Genomic DNA, 19,268 nt, shown 5'->3' with positions numbered 1-19,268 from the left:
CGAGGGGGAGATCTTTCGCCTCAAGCCAGCGTGCGCTCGACGATATCCCTTAGATCCGCTGACAGGTTTTCGGCGTTGGCGATCGACAGCAGCGCTTCCTTGGCCTTGGCCTGCCGCGAAGGTTCGAGCGAACGCCAGGATCTGAGCGCCGTCGCCAACCTTGCCGCCACCTGCGGGTTGCGTTTTTCGACCTCGAGTACCGTTTGCGAAAAAAACCGGTAGCCTTCGCCGTCGGCCCGGTGGAAGCCGGTCTGGTTGGCGCTGGAGAAGGTGCCGATCAAGGAGCGTACCCGGTTCGGATTGCCCATCGAGAAGGCCGGGTGGCTGGTCAGGGCCCTCACTGTGTCGACGGTTTGCGGCCCCGGAACGCTGGCCTGGATCTGGAACCATTTGTCCATGACCAGCGGGTCGGACCCATAGATCGTCTCGAAAGCCGCCAGCGCCTCGATAGCCTCGGGCGAATCGTGGTGACGATGCGCGAGCACGGCAAGCGCTGCCGCGCGGTCGGTCATGTTGGTCGCGGACTGGAAATGCCCGGCGGCGAGTGCTGCTCCGCCCGGCTGCAGCGACAGATAATCCAGCAGGGTGTTGCGCAAGGCGCGTCGTCCGGCGCTCGCCGCGTCGGGGCTGAACGCTCCCGTGTCGGCGAGGCTGAGGTAGAGGACCGAAAAAGCGTCCCGGCTCGCGGCGCCGATCGCCAGCGCCAGCGCCTCGCGAGCCGCATAGATGGCATCGGGGTCGATATTCCTGCCGATGTCGCGGGCAATGTCGGCTTCGCCCGGCAATGCCAGCGCCAGCGCACGATAGGCCGGCTCCAGCGTCTCGTCGCCGGCGATGCTGCCGGCAAGCTCGGTCAGCCGCGCGGCGAAGTCAGGCTGCTTGCCGCCGAGGATCTCGCGGAAGGCTGATATCAGTGCGTCGGTCAGCAAGGTGTTGAAGGCCTGCCAGCGCGAGAAGGCGTCGCTGTCATGGCGGGCGAGGAAGAACTGGTCATCGGCTTTCTGCTCGACCGACAACGTTACCGGCGCCGAAAAGCCGCGGTTGAGGGACACGGCCGGGCGTTCGGCGACGCCTGAAAACCGCACCATGTGGCGGCGCTTGCGGACATGGATGACGCCGTCCTCGACGCTGGCACCCTCGACGCCGCTATACTCCACCGCCTTGCCGCCGGCGCCGATCAGGCCGAAGGCGAGCGGGATGTGCATCAGCCGCTTGCGGCTTTCGGAAGGCGTCGGCGGTACCGACTGTTCGATTTCGAGCGTGAACTCCCGCGCGGCCGGATTGTAGGTCGAACTGATCGTCAGGTTGGGGGTACCCGCCTGATGATACCAGAGCGCGAACTGCGACAGGTCGCGGCCGGACGCATCCTCGAACACCTTGACGAAATCCTCGATCGTCGCCGCGTCACCGTCGTGCCGCTCGAAATAGAGGTCCATGCCGGCGCGAAAGGCGTCGACCCCGAGAATTGTGCGGATCATGCGCACCACTTCGGAGCCTTTCTCGTAGACCGTCGCCGTGTAGAAATTGTTGATCTCGCGGTAGCGGCGCGGCCGCACCGGATGCGCCAGCGGACCTTGGTCCTCGGGAAACTGGTGGGCACGCAGCGTGCGCACCTCGGCGATGCGCTTGACCGCGCGCGAGCGCTGGTCGGCGGAGAATTCGTGGTCGCGGAAAACCGTCAGACCTTCCTTCAGGCAGAGCTGGAACCAGTCGCGGCAAGTGATTCTGTTGCCTGTCCAATTGTGGAAATACTCATGCGCGATGATCGCCTCGATATTGGCGAAATCGGCGTCCGTCGCGGTCTCCCGATCGGCCAGCACATATTTGTCGTTGAAGATGTTGAGGCCCTTGTTCTCCATCGCGCCCATGTTGAAATCGGACACCGCGACGATGTTGAAGACGTCGAGATCGTATTCCCTGCCGAACGCCTCCTCGTCCCATTTCATCGACCGCTTCAGGGCGTCCATCGCGTAGCCGGCCAGCTTCTCCTTGCCCGGTTCGACATAGATGCCGAGCTCGACGGTGCGGCCGGACAGGGTGACGAAACTGTCGGCGAGCTGGCCGAGATCGCCGGCCACCAGCGCGAACAGGTAGGACGGCTTCGGGAAGGGGTCGTGCCATCTAGCATAGTGCCAGCCGTCGCCGAGATCGCCTCTGTCGAGCGGGTTGCCGTTGGACAAAAGCAGTGGCGCCTCGTCGCGCAGCGCTTCGATCCGCACCGTATAGACGGACAGGATGTCGGGGCGATCGAGGAAATAGGTGATGCGGCGAAAGCCCTCGGCCTCGCACTGCGTGCAGTAGACATTGTTCGAGCGGTAGAGGCCCATGAGGGCTTCATTGGCCGCCGGCGCCAGCTCGGTGTCGATCAGCAACTGGAAGCGATGCGCGGCCGGCGGATTGAGGATGGTCAGCTGGTCCGGGCTCGCCAGAAAATCCGACGGTTTTACTTTCTTGCCATCGATCTCGATGCGCTTGAGCGTCAGGCCGTCACCGTCCAGCACCAATGGTGCCGACGCGGCGACGCCGTCACGTCGCTCGATCGTGAGCAAGGCGATGACGCGCGTTGCGTCTGGCGAAAGGCGGAAGGTGAGGTTGGTTTGCGGAATGAGGTAGTCGTTGGGGCGATAGTCTTCGAGCTTGAAGACCTGGCCGGTGTCCGTGCGCATTCCGTGGGTTTTCCTGTCGATTGCGTTGGCGGCGGATTGTGTCCGCTGGTCCAAGAAATTTGAAGTCCGCGCTCTTTACACGAAACGGCCCCTCGACAAAACTAAGGCAATGCCTATTTCAGGCGTTCTTCTCCCGTCATCATCACGAGGCACTCATGACCGTCGTCACACCGAAATTCGGCATGGGCGCATCCGTGCTGCGGCGCGAGGATGCAGCCTTCATCCAGGGGCAGGGCCGCTATACCGACGACATCCAGCCGGCTGGCGTCCTGCATGGCTATGTCCTGCGCTCGCCGGTCGCCAAGGCCAGTTTCACCATCGGTTCGACCGAAGCGGCGAAGGCGGCACCCGGCGTCCACTTGGTCCTGACCGGCAAGGACCTTGTTCATCTCGGCGATCTGAAATCCGGCGTCATGCAGGAGCAGCCGGATGGCACCACGGCGCCGACGCGCGACATCCCGATCCTGTGCCGTGATCGGGTCCACTATGTCGGCGATGCCGTAGCCTTCGTCGTCGCCGACAGCCGCGCTCTGGCGCAGGATGCCGCCGAACTGATCGATGTCGACTACGACAGCGAAGACGCGGTCTCCGGGACGGCAACGGCTCTTGCCGAAGGCACGCCGCTGGTCTGGCCGGAACTCGGCTCAAACCGCGCCTTCAGCTATCACATGGGCGACAAGAAAAAGACCGAAGCGGCTTTTGCCAAGGCCGCCCATGTCACCCGCATCGAATTCGTCAACAACCGGCTGGTCTGCAACTACATGGAGCCGCGCTCGGCGATCGGCGAGTGGAACGTGGAGGAGAACCGCTTCGTGCTGACCACGGGGTCGCAGGGCGTGCATTCCATGCAGTATATCCTGGCCGGCGTGTTCAAGATCAAGAAGGCCCAGCTGCGCGTCATCACGCCGGACGTCGGCGGCGGTTTCGGACCCAAGAGCTTCGTCTATCGTGAATACCCGCTGGTGCTGGAGGCGGCAAAGCGGCTTGGCCGCCCGGTCAAATGGGCGGGCGACCGCACCGAACACTTCCTGACCGACGCGCAGGGGCGCGACAATGTCGTGACGGCCGAGATGGCGCTGGACAAGAACGGCCGCTTCCTTGGCATGAAGGTGGACCTGCTCGCCAACATCGGCGCCTATATCTCGCAATACGGTCCGTTCATTCCCTATATCGGCGTCACCATGTCGACCGGCGTCTATGATATCCAGGCGCTCGACGTCTCGGTCACCGGTCTCTACACCAACACCTGCCCGGTCGATGCCTATCGCGGCGCCGGCCGTCCGGAAGCAGCGTTCCTGCTGGAAAAGCTGGTCGATGCCTGCGCCCACGATCTCGGCCTGCCCGTCGAAGAGATTCGCCGCCGCAATTTCATTCGGCCGGAACAGTTTCCCTACCGCACCCAAACCGGCCGCCTCTACGACACTGGTGAATTCGAGGGCCATATGGAGCGCGCCATTGAACGGTCCGAATGGAAAGCGTTTCCGCAGCGGCTGGCGCAGTCGAAGGCTGGCGGCAAGATCCGAGGCCTCGGCATGGCGACCTATATCGAGGCCTGCGCCTTTCCGGGCTCGGAGCCGGCCTTTGTCGAACTCAATGGCGATGGCACGGTGACGCTGAAGATCGGCACCCAGACCAACGGGCAGGGGCACGCCACCGCCTATGCGCAGTTCCTGTCGGAAAAGCTCAATCTCGATATCGACAAGATCCATGTCCGGCAGGGCGATACGGACGAATTGAAGGCAGGCGGCGGCACCGGCGGCTCGCGTTCGATCCCGCTGGGGGGTGTATCAGCTTCCCGCGCGGGCGAGGATCTGGCCAACAAGATCAAGCGTATCGCCGCCGACGAGCTGGAGGCCTCAGTCGGTGACATCGAACTGTCTGACGGCGTTGCCCGCATCGTCGGCACCGATCGCTGGATCGATTTTTCCACTATCGCCAAGGCCGCCAAGACGCCCAATGATCTCAAGGGCTTTGGCGAGTTCGTGCAGGACGAATGCACCTACCCGAACGGCACCCATATCTGCGAGGTCGAGATCGACCCGGATACCGGCGCCACCGAGATCGTCCGCTATATCATCGTCGACGATTTCGGCGTCACCGTGAATCCGATCCTGCTCGCCGGCCAGGTGCATGGCGGTGTCGTGCAAGGCATCGGCCAGGCACTGATCGAAGACACGATCTATAGCGAGGATGGACAGCTTTTGACGGCGAGCTTCATGGACTACGCCATGCCACGCGCCGACAATTTCCCGTTCTTCCATTTCGAGACCCGCAACGTGCCTTCGACCACCAATGCGCTCGGCATCAAGGGGGCAGGCGAGGCCGGCACCATCGGCTCGACCCCGGCGGCGCTCAATGCGGTGACCGACGCGCTCTGGCGTGCCTATGGCGTCAAGCACATCGATATGCCGGCGACGCCTGCGCGCATCTGGGCAACGATCCGGGAAGCTATGGGAGCGTGACAGCCAGCCCCGGCAGCCCCTCATCCACGGCCAGCGATCATGCTGGCGGGCACAACACGCTCACCGGCATCATGCTCAAGATCGTGTCGGTGGCGGTCTTCGTCGGCATGCAGACCTGCATCAAGGCCGCGGGCACCGTGCCGGCGGGTCAAATCGTCTTCTTCCGTTCGTTCTTCGCCATCTTCCCGATCATCGCCTTTCTGGCTTTCAGGCGAGAACTTGGCACTGCGTTCACCACCACGCGTCCGCTCAATCACATCGCCCGGGGCCTTGTCGGCGTCTGCGCCATGGGGCTCGGCTTTTTCGCGCTGACCCGGCTGCCGCTGCCGGAAGCGATCACGCTGAACTATGCGCAGCCGCTGCTGGTGGTGGTGTTCAGCTCGATCTTTCTCGGTGAAGCCATCCGCGTCTATCGCTGGAGCGCGGTTGCGGTCGGTCTGGTCGGCGTGCTGATCATCTCCTGGCCTGAACTGACGCTGCTCAGTTCCGATCAGGCGCTCGACGACCAGGAGGTGCTTGGCGTCATTGCCGTCCTGGTCGCCGCGGCGATCTCGGCGGTCGCCATGCTATTGGTGCGCAATCTCGTGCAAAGCGAACGCACCGCGACCATCGTGTTGTGGTTTTCGGTGACCGCGAGCGTCATGTCGCTATTGTCGCTACCGTTCGGCTGGCAGATGCTGACGCCGCTCCAGGCAGCTCTTCTGGTTGCCGCCGGCTTCTGCGGCGGCCTCGGCCAGATCCTGATGACGGCGGCCTATCGCCATGCCGAGGCTTCGGTGGTGGCGCCGTTCGAATACACCTCGATGATCCTTGGCCTGGTCGTCGGCTATCTCGTTTTCGGCGACGTCGCCACGGTTCACATGCTTGTCGGCGGGCTCATTGTCGTTGCCGCCGGGATATTCATCATCTGGCGCGAGCGCCAGCTTGGCCTGGAGCGCACCCGCACGCGCAAGGCATCTTTGCCTGAAGGGTGATTACGACAGCTCGGCCCGCTCCTTCGCCAATCGCACCAGCACCGTCCTCGTCTGCTCATCGGCTGGGAAGAACGATTCAATCGCCAGTTCCGACAAGGTCACGTCGAGCGGCGTACCGAACACGGTGACGGTGCTGATGAACGACAGCACCTGATCGCCGTGGGCAAGCCTGAGCGGGTGCACGATGGCATTCGGCTCGACCGGCGCCGGCCGGCTGCCTTTCAAGCCGGACGGGTAGGTCCGCAGCTCGCGCTCCAGGTCAACCAGCACCGGGTCACCGCTGGCGTCGTTCTGGTGTTTGAGGCGCTCAAGCAGATGCGCCCGCCATTCCTGGAGATTGACGATGCGCGGTGCGATGCCGCCGGGGTGCAGGCTGAGGCGAAGCACGTTGACCGGCGGCTTGAGCAGCGCCTCCTCGCTGACATCGGCAAGGAAGGGAGCGATGGCGGCATTGGCCGAAACCAGGTTCCAGTGGCGGTCGACAGCGAGTGCGGGGAACGGCTCATGCCCCTTGAGCACGATTTCGACCGCCGCCATCGCCGGCGCCAACATCGCGTCGCCAAGCGAGCGCTCGCCGAAGCTGGGGGCAAAGCCGGCGGCGAGAAGCAACTGGTTGCGTTGCCTGAGCGGAATAGAGAGCTGTTCGGCCAGATGCAGCACCATATCGCGCGAGGGTGCGGCCCGTCCGCTCTCGACGAAGCTCAGATGCCGCTGCGAGATCTCAGCCTCCATGGCGAGGTCGAGCTGCGACATGCGCCGGCGCGTGCGCCACTCGCGGATGAGACTGCCAGCGGAGGTTTGGGCTGTTGTCATCAGCGATGACTAGGCCGGAGAGGGGCGCATTTCAATTACCTGCGAGGTTATCGCTGGGTGAGCGCCTGCAATTTCGCCTTCACCTCAAGAAAATCCCGCCACGCCAGTTTCTTGTGCGACGGGGTTCGCAGGAGATACGCGGGATGCAGCGTCGGCATGGCGGGTATGGCGATGCCTGACGCAGTCGTGTGGACGCGCCAGTTGCCGCGCAGCCGCAGGATGCCTTCTGAGGTGTTGAGCAAGGTCTTGGCTGACGGGCCGCCAAGGTTGATCAGCACCTTCGGATTGACCAGTTCGATCTGCCGCTCGATGAACGGCCGGCAGATCTCGGTTTCGTGCGGCGTCGGCGTGCGATTGCCCGGCGGCCGCCAGGGAATGACATTGGCGATATAGACCGAAGTGCGGTCGAGCCCGATCGCCGCCAGTATGCGGTCGAGCAGCCGGCCCGAGCGGCCGACGAAGGGCAAGCCCTCGATATCCTCGTCGCGGCCCGGCGCCTCGCCGACCAGCATCACGGAGGCTTGCGGGTTGCCGTCGGCGAACACCAGGTTCTTGGCGGTGGCCTTGAGATTGCAGCCGTCGAACGCCGCCATGTGCTGGCGGAGCTCGTCCAGGGTCGTTGCCGTCGTTGCCAGCTGGCGGGCACGTGCTGCTTGCGCTTCGTCGGGAACCGTGGCCGACGGTGCGCGCACAACCGGTGGCGCATTTGCTCTCTCTCCGGCTTCGGCGCGAGACATGTCCGTCGAACGCTGCGGAGCGGCGGTGTCGCCCGAAGGCGTCGCCGTCGGCGCTCGTTCCATCGGCTTTGGCGCAACCTCGGCGAACCGGTTCACCGGCTGGTCTTCAAGCGCCTCGTCGACCCCCACGCTGGCATAAAAAGCCAGCAGGTCGGCGATGTCAGGTCTGTTGTTTGGGGAAGCGGCAGTCATGCCAGCACATTCGTCCGCGTGGCGGCAATTTGCAAGACTGGCCGCTTCCTACCCCGTTGGTATGCGCGGATCCTGCACCAGATAGAAGGTCCACCGCGGCGTATAGTCGGTCATCAGGAATTCGAACCTGGCGGTTTTCAGCGGGTCGACCTTGCCATTCCTGAACAGCAGCCGGTCATAGGGTTCGAAATCGCGATCGAAATCGGCGAAATTGCTCGACCAGATGTTGTCGGGGGTCTTGTTGCGCTGGTCGAACGAAAGCCCGTCGCCGAACACGCTCGGGCGGTTCAGGATCTCCTGCAGCTCGAACTGGAATTCGATCCAGGCCTGGCCGCTATTGTTGAGGACCTCGATGCGCATATACATGATGCCATTGGCGAATTCGCCGGACGGGCCGAAAGCCTGGATCGGCTTTGTCGTGCGGATGGTCAGCGTCACCGGCGTTGAGGAATTCAGCTCTTCGGTGATGACCAGCGGATCATCCCTGGTTCCGACGCCCGAAGCGCCGGTGATGTGGAAGCCGCCAAGTTCGTCGGAGAAGGAGTAGGCGCCAGCCGCCCAGACTTTCACTTCGTCCGCGAAAGCGCGACCCGGTGCCAGCACCAGAAGGCTCAAAAGGAGCGCCCGGCGGACCCGGCCGGGCGTGAAAGGAAAGCGCGTCGATGAAAAGCCGGCGGGCCCAGGAATGCGCATGGCGTGAAGTATGGCCGATAAGCAAGCCGTCGAACAATTAAAAACGTCGGCGCCGAGGGCCATGCCGGGCGAAAACGACCGCCGAGCCCTCGCAATGCGCGACTTTTTGGCCAAAAAGGCATTGTCACATATGCGCCGGTTTCCTGTCGCCGATTGATGCGCTATGCAGCGAAGGAGCCAGCTAGATACCCGAATGGGATAAGCCAGTGCGGAGGGGTTGATGAGCGATATCGAACGCGAAAGCATGGAATTCGACGTGGTTATCGTCGGCGCCGGTCCGGCCGGCCTCGCCGCCGCCATCCGCCTCAAGCAGGTCAATCCCGAGCTCTCGGTCGTCGTCCTGGAAAAGGGCGGCGAGGTCGGTGCCCATATCCTCTCCGGCGCCGTCGTTGATCCGATCGGCATCGACCGGCTCCTGCCGGGCTGGCGCGACGAGGAAGGCCACCCCTTCAAGACGCCGGTCACGGCGGACCATTTCCTGGTGCTCGGCCCTGCCGGCTCGTTCCGTCTGCCTAACTTCCTGATGCCGCCGCTGATGAACAATCACGGCAATTACATCGTCTCGCTCGGCAATGTCTGCCGCTGGCTGGCTGGTAAGGCCGAGGCGCTTGGCGTCGAGATCTATCCAGGCTTTGCCGCCGCCGGCTTGCTGTACAATGAAGGAGGCGCCGTCACCGGCGTCGTCACCGGCGACATGGGCATCGAGAAGGACGGCACGCACGGCCCGGGCTTCGCACCTGGCATGGCGCTGATGGGCAAATATGTGCTGATCGGCGAGGGCGCGCGCGGGTCCCTCGCCAAGCAATTGATCGCCAAATACAAGCTTTCCGATGGCCGCGAGCCCGGCAAATATGGCATCGGCCTCAAGGAGCTCTGGCAGGTAAAGCCGGAGAACCACAAGCCGGGCCTGGTCCAGCATTCCTTCGGCTGGCCGCTCGACATGAAGACCGGCGGCGGCTCGTTCCTCTACCATCTCGAAGACAATCAGGTGGCGGTCGGTTTCGTCCTCCACCTCAATTATAAGAACCCCTGGCTGTCGCCGTTCGACGAATTCCAACGCTTCAAGACCCATCCGGCAATCAGGGGCACCTTCGAGGGCGCCAAGCGCCTGGGTTACGGCTCGCGCGCCATCACCGAGGGCGGCTGGCAGTCGGTGCCGAAACTGTCCTTCCCCGGTGGTGCGCTGATGGGATGTGCGGCCGGCTTCGTCAACGTGCCGCGCATCAAGGGCTCCCACAACGCGGTCCTTTCGGGAATGCTGGCGGCCGAGCATGTCGCCGAGGCGATCGGCGCCGGCCGTGCCAATGACGAGCTGTCCTCCTACGAGGCGGCATGGCGGGAGACCGACATCGGCAAGGACCTGAAGAGGGTGCGCAACGTCAAGCCGCTGTGGTCGCGCTTCGGCACCATCGTCGGTGTCGGCCTCGGCGGCCTCGACATGTGGCTGAATACGCTGTTCGGCTTCTCGCCCTTCGGCACGCTGAAGCATGGCAAAGCCGACTACGCAACACTTGAGCCTGCCGCCCAACACAAGAAGATCGCCTATCCGAAGCCCGATGGCGTTTTGACCTTCGACCGGCTGTCCTCGGTGTTCCTGTCCAACACCAACCACGAGGAAAACGAGCCGGTCCACCTGCTTGTCGGTGACATGGAACTGCAGAAACGGTCCGAACACGATGTCTTTGCGGGGCCCTCGACACGCTATTGTCCGGCCGGTGTCTACGAGTGGGTCGACAAGGACGGCAACGCCGCCGCCGATCCCGCGGCAAAGGACGTGCGCTTCGTCATCAACGCGCAGAACTGCGTCCACTGCAAGACATGCGACATCAAGGACCCGAACCAGAACATCAACTGGGTGCCGCCACAAGGCGGCGAAGGCCCGGTCTACCAAGGTATGTAAGCCACGCGCTGGCCGGACATCTCGGCCGCCGCAAGCAAAATGTTGGCGAAGGCCCGGTCCACCGGGCATGTGAAATATTAGAACTGTTGAAACTGTCACGCGCTTGTGGTTCCATTGCCTGACGATAGGGAGATGGCCAATGCGCGTGGCGGTTCTGGCATGCCTTGTGGCGATCGGCGCGGTGTGCGGTTCCGCTCCGGCGGCCTCGGCCGACACCAGGGTGCTGGTCAAGACGCGGACCTATGACATCACCGGGACCACGGGCCTGGCGCTGATGAAGGCGATGGACCGCAAGGGGCCGAAGCACGGCTTCATGACGCACGCTATCGCGCAGACCGGCTACACCGTGGATTGGGACCTTGACGCCGGCCAGGACAATGGCTCCTGCCGTCTGCGGCGCGCCAACGGCACGCTCAATCTCTTTTACACGTTTCCACGTGCCGCCTCGGCCACCACGCCGGCGCTCCAGAAGCGATGGACGCGGTTCTTCGCCGGCGTCCGCGCCCACGAAGAAACCCATGGCCGCCTAGCCAAGGAAATGATGCGGGCCTCTGAAAGATCGATTTCCGGCCTCAGGATTGCCGACGACCGGTCCTGCTACAAGACGCGCCGCGAGGCGCAGCGGCGTATCAGGACCACCTATGCCGCATATGAGGCGAAGCAGATCGCTTTCGACGCCCGCGAGCATCGCGACGGTGGGCATGTCGAACATCTCATCACCGCTTTGATCAAGCCTTGATCTTTTAGCCTGGCGTCTTGCCGGTCTGGACTATCGCCGCGGTCGCGGTTTCATGCTCATCGACCGGCTTCTGTTGTGCCAGCCTGAGCGAGAATTCCACCATGACCGGCAGGTGGTCCGAGCCGGTGTCCTCCAGTCGTGTCGAGGAATGAATGGTCACGCCGCCCTTGCTGAAAACCTGGTCGATCGGCAGGCCGGCGAAGCGCCGCAGGACATCCGGCAGCTTGATGTGGATCCAGGTCGGCCCGGCGGACGGCATGACGGTCAGCCCGCCGAGCGAGGCGACGCGCCGTACGGCGGCACTCCACGATACGGCGTTGCAGTCGCCCGCCATGATGACCGTCTCGCCGAGCGCGGAGAGCTGATCGGTGAGTTCACCGATCTGCCAGTACTGCTCGCGTGGCCACGGCCAACTGAGATGGATCGCGGCGACATCGACGTCGATGCCGCCGAAGTCGACGGTCGCTGTCGCCATGGCGCCGCGCCGTTCGCAACGCGCCTCGGTGCCGGCGGCAAAGGGCCGCCGCGAGAGCAGCGCGACACCGAATATGCCGTTGGGATAAGGGCAGAGGATCCGGTATGGATACGCGCTGCTGATATAGCCTAGCTCGGTCGCCCACATCGCCGATACTTCGTCGAGGGTGATCACGTCCGGATTGGTCCGGCCGATCAGCGACAGCACCTTCTTCGGCGTCGGATTGTCGTAGCGCAGGTTCATCTGCAGCAACTTGTAGATCGCACGATCTTCGATCTTGGCTTCATAGGCAGCCTGAACCGGCCATGGACTAGGTAATGTGTTGAAGGTCGTGGCAACGGCCGCCACGGCAAAAAGCAGTGCCACGGCCGCTTGCAGGCGAAATGTCGTGGCCAGAAGCGGCAGTGCGCAAAGCGCCATCAGCACGGCAAGGTGGACGCGGAAATGCGAGAAGGAGTCGAAGGCCGGATGCACGGTACCCAAGAACCCGGCGACCAGCGCAACCGAGAACATCATCATCGCGATAAATGCCAGTGAAGCCGCCATGTGTCGACTGCGTCTCATCGGGTCAGGTCCGCGCGGGTTGCCGGAGAATACCGGCCTGCTTATCGGCAGAAATGCGGCCCAATCAAGATGATGAGATGCTCCGGCAGCGCGCAGATCGTCCTACTGGAACGCCGTCTCCGAAAAACTTCTGAGTTTACGCGAATGCAGCCGATCCATCGGCATTTCCGCAAGCTTCTCCATCGCCCTGATGCCGATGGTCAGATGCTGCGCCACCTGGCGCTTGTAGAATTCGGTCGCCATGCCGGGCAGCTTCAACTCGCCATGCAGTGGCTTGTCCGAAACGCACAGCAGCGTGCCGTAGGGAACGCGGAAGCGGAAGCCGTTGGCGGCGATGGTCGCCGATTCCATGTCGAGCGCGATGGCACGCGACTGCGACAGCCGCTGCACCGGGCCGCGTTGGTCGCGCAGCTCCCAGTTGCGGTTGTCGATGGTGGCAACGGTGCCCGTGCGCATGATGCGCTTCAAGTCGTAGCCGGACAGGCCGGTGACTTCGGCGACGGCTTCCTGCAACGCCACCTGGATCTCGGCCAGCGGCGGGATCGGCACCCAGACCGGAAGATCGTCGTCGAGGACGTGGTCCTCGCGCACATAGGCATGCGCCAGCACATAGTCGCCCAGCGCCTGGGTGTTGCGCAGACCGGCGCAGTGGCCAAGCATCACCCAGGCATGCGGCCTCAGCACGGCGATGTGGTCGGTGATCGTTTTGGCGTTGGAGGGACCGACGCCGATATTGACCATGGTGATGCCGCCATGGTTCGGCTTTTTCAGGTGATAGGCCGGCATCTGCGGCAGGCGCGGCGGCGCGATCCCGGCACCGGGCGCGCTTTGCCCAGCCAAGGTGACGACATTGCCCGGCTCGACGAATTCGGTATACCCGCCGCCGCCATTGGCCATCAGGTCGCGGGCACGGGCGACGAATTCGTCGATGTAGAACTGGTAGTTGGTAAACAGCACGAAGTTTTGGAAATGCTGCGGCGTGGTCGCCGTATAGTGCGACAGGCGGTGGAGCGAATAGTCGATGCGCTGCGCCGTGAAGGGCGCCAGTGGCCTCGGCTCGCCGAAGGCCACTTCGAAAGTGCCGTTGGCGATCTGGTCGTCGGTGCCGTCGAGATCCGGCACGTCGAACAGGTCTCGGATCGGCCGCTTGATGCGCTCCGCCGCCGCGCCGTCGACATGGGTGCCTTCGAGAAAGGCGAAATGCAGCGGGATCGGCGTGGTCGATTCCGACACGGTAACCGCAACCCCATGATTGCGCATAATCAGGCGCAGCTGTTCGACGAGGTACCTTGCGAACAGACCCGGCTGGGTGATGGTGGTGGCAAAATGCCCCGGCGTCGGCATATGGCCATAGGCCTGGCGGGAGTCGATCTGGGTGAACGAGTTGGTGGTGACGCCAATCTCCGGATAAAAGGCCCGGTAGCGCTTGCCATTATCGCCGCCCGCTGCCGCCAGTTCCGCAAAGGAGTCGCGCAGGAACTTGGTGTTGCGGTCGTAAAGCACCCGCAGTGCAGCGACGGCCTTTTCGGCGCTATCAAAGCTTTGCCGGCCAAAAGGCTCCGGCATGACGACAGATTCGATGGCTTGAGGGTAGATTCGCTTTTCCATGACTCAATATAGAGACTTGGACCGGCACTTGGGAGGGGTATCGCGACCGAAGGCGGCCAAAGCGTCGGGTTTCTTTCCGATGCATCTCGCGGGATATCGACATGCACAAGACATCTCTTATCCGCGCCGCAGGCTGACCAGGAGCACAAAGCCGACGCCGGACTTCTTCAAAGCTGGCGCTTCGATCGTCGAGCCGGCATCGGCGCGCATTATCGGCACGGCCAGAACCGGAGCGGCAATAACCGTCAGGATAAGCGCCGCCCGCGGCAGAAGCCGAAGGGTCTTGAGAGCATTGGCGGCGAAGCGGTTCATGGGGTTTCAGCTTTTCTTTTCGAGGTCTTGGGTTCTTTGTTCAGTTGCGAAGATGGGTGGGGCAGGCGAGGCGGCAGGTTCTGGAACTGGCTTCGTCCCAGGTGCGGGCCGGACGGCCCGCTTCAGCGACGAGGATGGCGAAGAACATTCCAAACAGGCTCATCAGCAGGCAGACAATGGTGAAGCGGCGAGCAAGCATTGGGTCGGGTCTCCTTCAGCACGCCGGAGAATGCCCTGATGCAACTGAACCGGCTCTGATGACGGCGTTCATCTGCGGTTCAAAATGATTGACGGGATTTTGGCGGCGCCGGCGTCGGTTTCGACAGGGTGCCGGCATTGCGCCGCGACAAAACGAAAACGGGGCCCGTCGGGCCCCGTCTTCATGTCACAAGGATGCGGTCGATCAGAGCTTGTGCCAGGTCTGGCTCTTGCAGATCAGTCCGCCGAGCACGCAGCCGCTCATCTTGAGCGAGCTGCCCGAAAGGGTCGCCTTGCCCGAATAGGTCCTGTCGTTTGCCGGATCGGTGATGTTGCCGGCATATTTGTTGTCGCCTGCCGCCTTGAGCGAGCCGATGGTCTTGCCGGCATATTTGCCGGACTTGAGCGTGATGGAAAACGAGCCGCCGCCAGCGATGGCCGCGGTGTCGCCGGCCTGCGTCTTCCAATTGCCTTCGATCGGGTCGGCCCACGCCGCGCCCGCCATGATCAATGTGGCCGCAAGGGCCAGGCTCGCTTTTCGAAACATGTCTTCCTCCCTTTGGACGTCCGGCCGCACGCTCCGCCTCGCCGGTCTGCCCCTTACGCAAACGTAAGCTAATCCAGCTCCCGACAAAACAAAAGCGGTGCCGCGACGGAAGACTTTGCGATTTTGAAGAGGCCTGAATGCGCCTCCTCGGCGAGGAAATGAAACGATCGGTGCAGTGCCTTTGGTTTCCGTGGTTAGCGGAGTCTTGATTTGTCAGTTTAAAATTTTCGTCAAATTTGACGCAAGCGGGCTGAATTGCTGGCTTTGTATCCTTAACGAATTTCCGCGTTTACCTCTTGTTTTAGCTTTGTTTTCCTCAAATTAAGCACGCCATTTAACGACAGATTCAAGCCTGCACGGCATTCTCGAAAGCATCGGAAGAGCAGCCGGCAAGCACGAAAGAGGCAGCTCTCGGGAGCCTGACAGGGGCCGGAAACAGGGGATTTGAAATGGCACGTTTTGAAATGCTTGAAGCAGGTTTCGGCGCCATGGGGGCAACTGCCCAGGCCGACATTCTTTTCGAACTGGGCATGATGTATGCGACCGGCCGCGATTGCGAGACCGATGTCGTTGCCGCCCACAAATGGTTCAACATCGCCGCGATCAAGGGCTCGGCCCGCGCCGCGGAACTGCGCTCCGAACTGTCGGCGGCAATGTCGAAAGTCGAGATTGCCAAGGCACTTCGCGAAGCCCGCGAATGGATGACCATCCACTGAGATCCGCCGATCGCAGATAGGCCTACCGAAGACAGGGAAGCTCCGGGATCAAGACCGCGCAGACGGCCAGACCCGGCACATTGGAAGGCCGCGCAAGACGGTCGATAACCCAGAGCGTGTGGAATTCGGTTTTCTCGGACTAACGGAAACCGTTTGTCCAGAGAGCATGCTCTGAAGAAAGAGAACGCGGCAGGCCGCAAGGTTCAGTCGCGCACGACACGGGGAAGGCGAGCGGGATTATTAGGCGCGGGGGCGCCTGGAGATTGCTCGACGGGCAAAAAAAGCCACGACCGGCCGGAACAAGGCTGGCGTGGCTTTTTTGCGTGGATGACGTCTTGCAGGCCCAATCGAGCGGCGCCAATGCGCCTAGACAGGCCCAAGGAAGGGTGAAATTGTCCCGCCTCTCTGGAAGAAGTGCGGCCGGGGCGGCCGCGCGTGAGTGGAGGAGTTCTACTACAATGAAAAAATTGAGTATTTTGAACGCGGCCATATTCGGCCTGATGATGAGCACGCCGGTCGCATTCGCCGACGACATCACCTTTGCGGTGGTCGGCCCGATGACGGGACAGCTCGCCACCATCGGCGATCAGTTCAAGCAGGGCGCACAGGCCGCTGCTGACGCGATCAACGCCGCGGGCGGTGTCAACGGGTCGATGATCAAGCTCGATATGGAAGACGACCAGTGCGATCCCAAGCAGGCTGTGTCGGTCGCCAACCGCATCGTCGCCGATGGCGTCAAGTTCATCGACGGCCATGCCTGCTCGGGCTCCAGCATTCCGGCCTCGGCCGTCTATGCCGAAGCCGGCGCTTTGATGATGAGCCCGGCTTCGTCAAACCCGGTGCTGACCGACGCGGCGGCCAAGGCCGGCTGGCCGACGATCATGCGCCTTTATACGCGTGACGATGCGCAGGGCGCCTTCATCGGCCCATGGATCGCCAAGAAGTTTGCCGGCAAGAACGTCGTCGTCCTGCACGACAAGAGCGCCTACGGACAGGGCGTGGCTGACGCCGTCAAGGCAACCATGAATGCCGGCGGCCTCAAGGAGGTCTATTATGACGGCATCAACGCCGGCGAGAAGGACTATTCGGCTCTCGTCACCAAGCTCAAGGACTTGAAAGCCGACGTCGTTTATTTCGGCGGTTATCATCCTGAAGCTGGACTGATCCTGCGTCAGTCGGCGGAACAGAGCGTCAAGTTCCAGCTGATCATGCCGGACTCCATTGCCTCGCCCGAATTCTGGCAGGTTGCCGGCCCGGCCGGCGAGGGCACCATGTTCGTGTTCCCGTCGGATCCCCAGGCAAAGCCGCAAGCCAAGGCAGCCGTCGAGAAGATCAAGGCCGGCGGCTTCGTGCCGGAAGGCTTCACACTGTTCTCCTACGCGGTGATCCAGGCTTTCGCTGAAGGCATCAAGCGCGCCGGCAGCGACGATCCGGCCAAGGTTGCCGAAGCGTTGAAGAACGGTACTCCGATCAGCACTGTTGTCGGCGATGTCACCTTCGACGAGAAGGGCGACCTCAAGAATGCCAGCTACGACATCAACCAGTGGCATGACGGCAAATACGCGCCGATCGCGCAGTAATCGCCGCCCTGGTGGCTGAATAGCATAGACAAATGGCCGGGCTCGTCCCGGCCATTTTCTTGTATGCCCTGTCGTTTGTCTTCCGAGCAATCATCTCGCCGCCGCGGTCGAGGCGTTTTGGTCCTCGACGAACCTCACCAGCACCGTCCCGTCGGTGACCTGCGCGCCCTCCGTGGCGATCTCGGCGATCACGCCGTCATGCGGCGCGGCGATGGTGTGCTCCATCTTCATCGCCTCGAGGATCAGCAGCGGCTGGCCCCTGGTTACCGCGTCGCCTTTTGCCACACGCACCAGCTTGACCAACCCCGGCATCGGCGCACGCAGGCTGCCGGAGCCGGCCGCTACTTCGTCCGCCCGCGCCAGCGGGTCGGGCACAGCGAAGGTATAGCCGACGGCGTCTTCGAACACGGTGATGTGGCCTGGCCAGCGGGCGAGGCGTGGTGCAGCACGAAAATCATGCGAATTTGTGCTGTCATAGGGTGCATCCAGCGCCACCTGGAACCGTCCATCCGGCCGCACCGAAACCCTTGCCGCGATATCGTCTTCGCCGAACTTCAGCCGTGTGCGCCGCGCCACGCTGTGGAAATGCGCATAGCCGGGAAGGGATGACCAGGGATCGTCGGATGGCGGCGATGCTCCGGCAGCCGAGGCTGCGACAGCGGCGGCGGCAATGGTTTCGCCGGTCGGCGGCGGGATGATCGTCAATGTCTCCTGGTGCCGGCCGATCAGGCTGGTGTCGACGTCGCCTGCGGCAAAGTCCGGATCGGCGGCCAGAGCGGCAAGAAAGGCGGTGTTGACGGTGGAACCGGCGATCTCGGTTCGCGACAGCACCGCACCAAGCGCTTCGAGTGCCGCCTGCCTGTCCTTCGCATGGACGACCAGCTTGGCGATCATCGGGTCGTAATAGGGCGAGATGGCGTCACCCGCCCGCACGCCGGTCTCGACGCGCATCGTGGCGCCTTCGGGGGCTGCATCCGGAAATTTCAGATGATGCAAGGTGCCCGTTGCTGGCAGGAATCCCTTTGCCGCATCCTCGGCATAGATGCGCGCTTCGAAGGCATGACCGGCGAGCGCGATCTCGCTTTGCGTCTTCGGTAGCTCTTCGCCGCTGACGACCCGCAACTGCCACTCGACCAGATCGATGCCGGTGACCATTTCGGTGACCGGGTGCTCGACCTGCAGGCGGGTGTTCATTTCCATGAACCAGAAGCGGTCGGCCTTCAGGCCCTGCGAGGCATCGACGATGAATTCGATGGTGCCGGCGCCGGAATAATTGATCGCCTTGGCGGCCTTTACCGCCGCGTCCGTCATTGCTTTGCGCAAAGCCGGTGTCATGTCGGGGGCGGGCGCCTCCTCGATCACCTTCTGGTGGCGGCGCTGCGCCGAGCAGTCGCGCTCGTAGAGATGCACGACATTGCCGAGGCTATCGCCGAACACCTGCACTTCGATGTGGCGCGGCTTGTCGACATATTTCTCGACCAGCACGCGGTCGTCGCCGAAGGCGGCTTTCGCCTCACGCCGCGCGCTGGACAGCGCTTCGGAAAACTCGTCGGGATGCTCGACGCGGCGCATGCCCTTGCCGCCGCCGCCGGCACGCGCCTTGATCAGTACGGGATAGCCGATCTCGCGTGCTTTGGACGCAAGCAGCACGATCTCCTGCGCCTCGCCATGGTAGCCCGGCACGACCGGCACGCCGGCCTTTTCCATGAGCCGCTTGGCGGCGTCCTTCAGCCCCATGGCACGGATCGAGCCCGCCGCCGGCCCGATGAAGATGAGCCCCGCCGCTACCACCTGGTCGACGAAATTGGGGTTTTCGGACAGGAAGCCATAGCCGGGATGAATGGCTTCAGCACCCGTCGCCAGGGCCGCGGCGATGATCTTGTCGCCACGCAGATAGCTTTCGCCGACGGGTGAGGGGCCGATATGCACGGCCTCGTCGGCCATCTCGACATGCAGGGCCCTGGCGTCGGCGTCCGAATAGACGGCGACGGTGTGCACGCCAAGCCTGCGGGCCGTACGGATGACACGGCAAGCGATCTCGCCCCGATTGGCGATCAGGATCTTGGCGAACATGGAGCCTCCACAACCGAGA

General features: G+C 63.0%; 17 protein-coding genes. 7 read left to right on the top strand and 10 right to left on the bottom strand.

The window, feature by feature from the left end; genetic code table 11:
• Positions 1 to 20: 20 nt before the first annotated feature.
• Positions 21 to 2,666 (bottom strand): aminopeptidase N, encoded by a 2,646-nt coding sequence (pepN, locus tag NKG99_RS26670; protein ID WP_352871973.1) that lies wholly within the window; start codon positions 2,664 to 2,666, stop codon positions 21 to 23.
• A 155-nt stretch (positions 2,667 to 2,821) separates the two neighbouring features.
• Here pepN and NKG99_RS26665 point away from each other — a divergent pair, with 155 nt between their 5' ends.
• The gene (locus NKG99_RS26665; RefSeq protein WP_352871972.1) at positions 2,822 to 5,128 is read left to right on the top strand and encodes a xanthine dehydrogenase family protein molybdopterin-binding subunit; all 2,307 of its coding nucleotides are present in this window, start codon (positions 2,822 to 2,824) and stop codon (positions 5,126 to 5,128) included.
• A 71-nt stretch (positions 5,129 to 5,199) separates the two neighbouring features.
• On the top strand, positions 5,200 to 6,102 hold the full coding sequence (locus NKG99_RS26660) for a DMT family transporter (protein WP_352872009.1): 903 nt from the start codon (positions 5,200 to 5,202) through the stop codon (positions 6,100 to 6,102).
• Here NKG99_RS26660 and NKG99_RS26655 read toward each other — a convergent pair whose 3' ends face one another.
• The 3 genes from NKG99_RS26655 to NKG99_RS26645 are packed head-to-tail and all read right to left on the bottom strand — an operon-like array spanning position 6,103 to position 8,537.
• Entirely contained in the window at positions 6,103 to 6,915 is an 813-nt protein-coding gene (locus NKG99_RS26655; protein ID WP_352871971.1) for a helix-turn-helix domain-containing protein, read from the bottom strand.
• A 47-nt stretch (positions 6,916 to 6,962) separates the two neighbouring features.
• On the bottom strand, positions 6,963 to 7,844 hold the full coding sequence (locus NKG99_RS26650) for a uracil-DNA glycosylase (RefSeq protein WP_352871970.1): 882 nt from the start codon (positions 7,842 to 7,844) through the stop codon (positions 6,963 to 6,965).
• Positions 7,845 to 7,892: 48 nt separating this feature from the next.
• Positions 7,893 to 8,537, bottom strand: a complete 645-nt coding sequence (locus tag NKG99_RS26645) for a hypothetical protein (protein ID WP_352871969.1) — start codon at positions 8,535 to 8,537, stop codon at positions 7,893 to 7,895.
• Positions 8,538 to 8,547: 10 nt separating this feature from the next.
• Here NKG99_RS26645 and NKG99_RS26640 point away from each other — a divergent pair, with 10 nt between their 5' ends.
• The 3 genes from NKG99_RS26640 (at position 8,548) to NKG99_RS26630 (ending at position 11,176) form a co-directional block, all read left to right on the top strand.
• Entirely contained in the window at positions 8,548 to 8,694 is a 147-nt protein-coding gene (locus NKG99_RS26640; protein WP_352871968.1) for a hypothetical protein, read from the top strand.
• 63 nt (positions 8,695 to 8,757) lie between these two features.
• Positions 8,758 to 10,437 carry an electron transfer flavoprotein-ubiquinone oxidoreductase gene (locus tag NKG99_RS26635; RefSeq protein ID WP_352871967.1) on the top strand — a complete coding sequence of 560 codons (1,680 nt, stop codon included), beginning with the start codon at positions 8,758 to 8,760 and terminating at the stop codon, positions 10,435 to 10,437.
• A 139-nt stretch (positions 10,438 to 10,576) separates the two neighbouring features.
• On the top strand, positions 10,577 to 11,176 hold the full coding sequence (locus NKG99_RS26630; protein WP_352871966.1) for a DUF922 domain-containing Zn-dependent protease: 600 nt from the start codon (positions 10,577 to 10,579) through the stop codon (positions 11,174 to 11,176).
• Positions 11,177 to 11,180: 4 nt separating this feature from the next.
• On the opposite strand, the gene NKG99_RS26625 is transcribed toward NKG99_RS26630, so the two are convergent.
• The 5 genes from NKG99_RS26625 to NKG99_RS26605 all read right to left on the bottom strand — a co-directional run bounded on the left by NKG99_RS26625 (position 11,181) and on the right by NKG99_RS26605 (position 14,880).
• The gene (locus tag NKG99_RS26625) at positions 11,181 to 12,215 is read right to left on the bottom strand and encodes an endonuclease/exonuclease/phosphatase family protein (protein ID WP_352871964.1); all 1,035 of its coding nucleotides are present in this window, start codon (positions 12,213 to 12,215) and stop codon (positions 11,181 to 11,183) included.
• A 102-nt stretch (positions 12,216 to 12,317) separates the two neighbouring features.
• Positions 12,318 to 13,781, bottom strand: coding sequence for an AMP nucleosidase (locus tag NKG99_RS26620; RefSeq protein WP_352871963.1), 1,464 nt, complete (start codon positions 13,779 to 13,781; stop codon positions 12,318 to 12,320).
• 159 nt (positions 13,782 to 13,940) lie between these two features.
• On the bottom strand, positions 13,941 to 14,135 hold the full coding sequence (locus NKG99_RS26615; protein WP_352871962.1) for a hypothetical protein: 195 nt from the start codon (positions 14,133 to 14,135) through the stop codon (positions 13,941 to 13,943).
• 40 nt (positions 14,136 to 14,175) lie between these two features.
• Complete coding sequence (locus NKG99_RS26610; RefSeq protein WP_352871960.1) at positions 14,176 to 14,334, bottom strand: hypothetical protein; 159 nt, start codon at positions 14,332 to 14,334, stop codon at positions 14,176 to 14,178.
• Positions 14,335 to 14,538: 204 nt separating this feature from the next.
• Positions 14,539 to 14,880 (bottom strand): DUF2147 domain-containing protein, encoded by a 342-nt coding sequence (locus NKG99_RS26605; protein ID WP_352871959.1) that lies wholly within the window; start codon positions 14,878 to 14,880, stop codon positions 14,539 to 14,541.
• A gap of 449 nt (positions 14,881 to 15,329) precedes the next feature.
• Here NKG99_RS26605 and NKG99_RS26600 point away from each other — a divergent pair, with 449 nt between their 5' ends.
• Positions 15,330 to 15,596 (top strand): SEL1-like repeat protein, encoded by a 267-nt coding sequence (locus tag NKG99_RS26600; protein ID WP_123167916.1) that lies wholly within the window; start codon positions 15,330 to 15,332, stop codon positions 15,594 to 15,596.
• Positions 15,597 to 16,054: 458 nt separating this feature from the next.
• Positions 16,055 to 17,176, top strand: coding sequence for an ABC transporter substrate-binding protein (locus NKG99_RS26595; RefSeq protein WP_352871957.1), 1,122 nt, complete (start codon positions 16,055 to 16,057; stop codon positions 17,174 to 17,176).
• Between the two features lie 90 nt (positions 17,177 to 17,266).
• Here NKG99_RS26595 and NKG99_RS26590 read toward each other — a convergent pair whose 3' ends face one another.
• Complete coding sequence (locus tag NKG99_RS26590; protein WP_352871956.1) at positions 17,267 to 19,249, bottom strand: acetyl/propionyl/methylcrotonyl-CoA carboxylase subunit alpha; 1,983 nt, start codon at positions 19,247 to 19,249, stop codon at positions 17,267 to 17,269.
• Between the last annotated feature and the right edge of the window lie 19 nt (positions 19,250 to 19,268).

It is taken from the genome of Mesorhizobium sp. M1409, assembly GCF_040317535.1.
Classification (GTDB): Bacteria; Pseudomonadota; Alphaproteobacteria; order Rhizobiales; family Rhizobiaceae; genus Mesorhizobium.
This window is presented reverse-complemented; position numbering and strand designations above follow the sequence as displayed.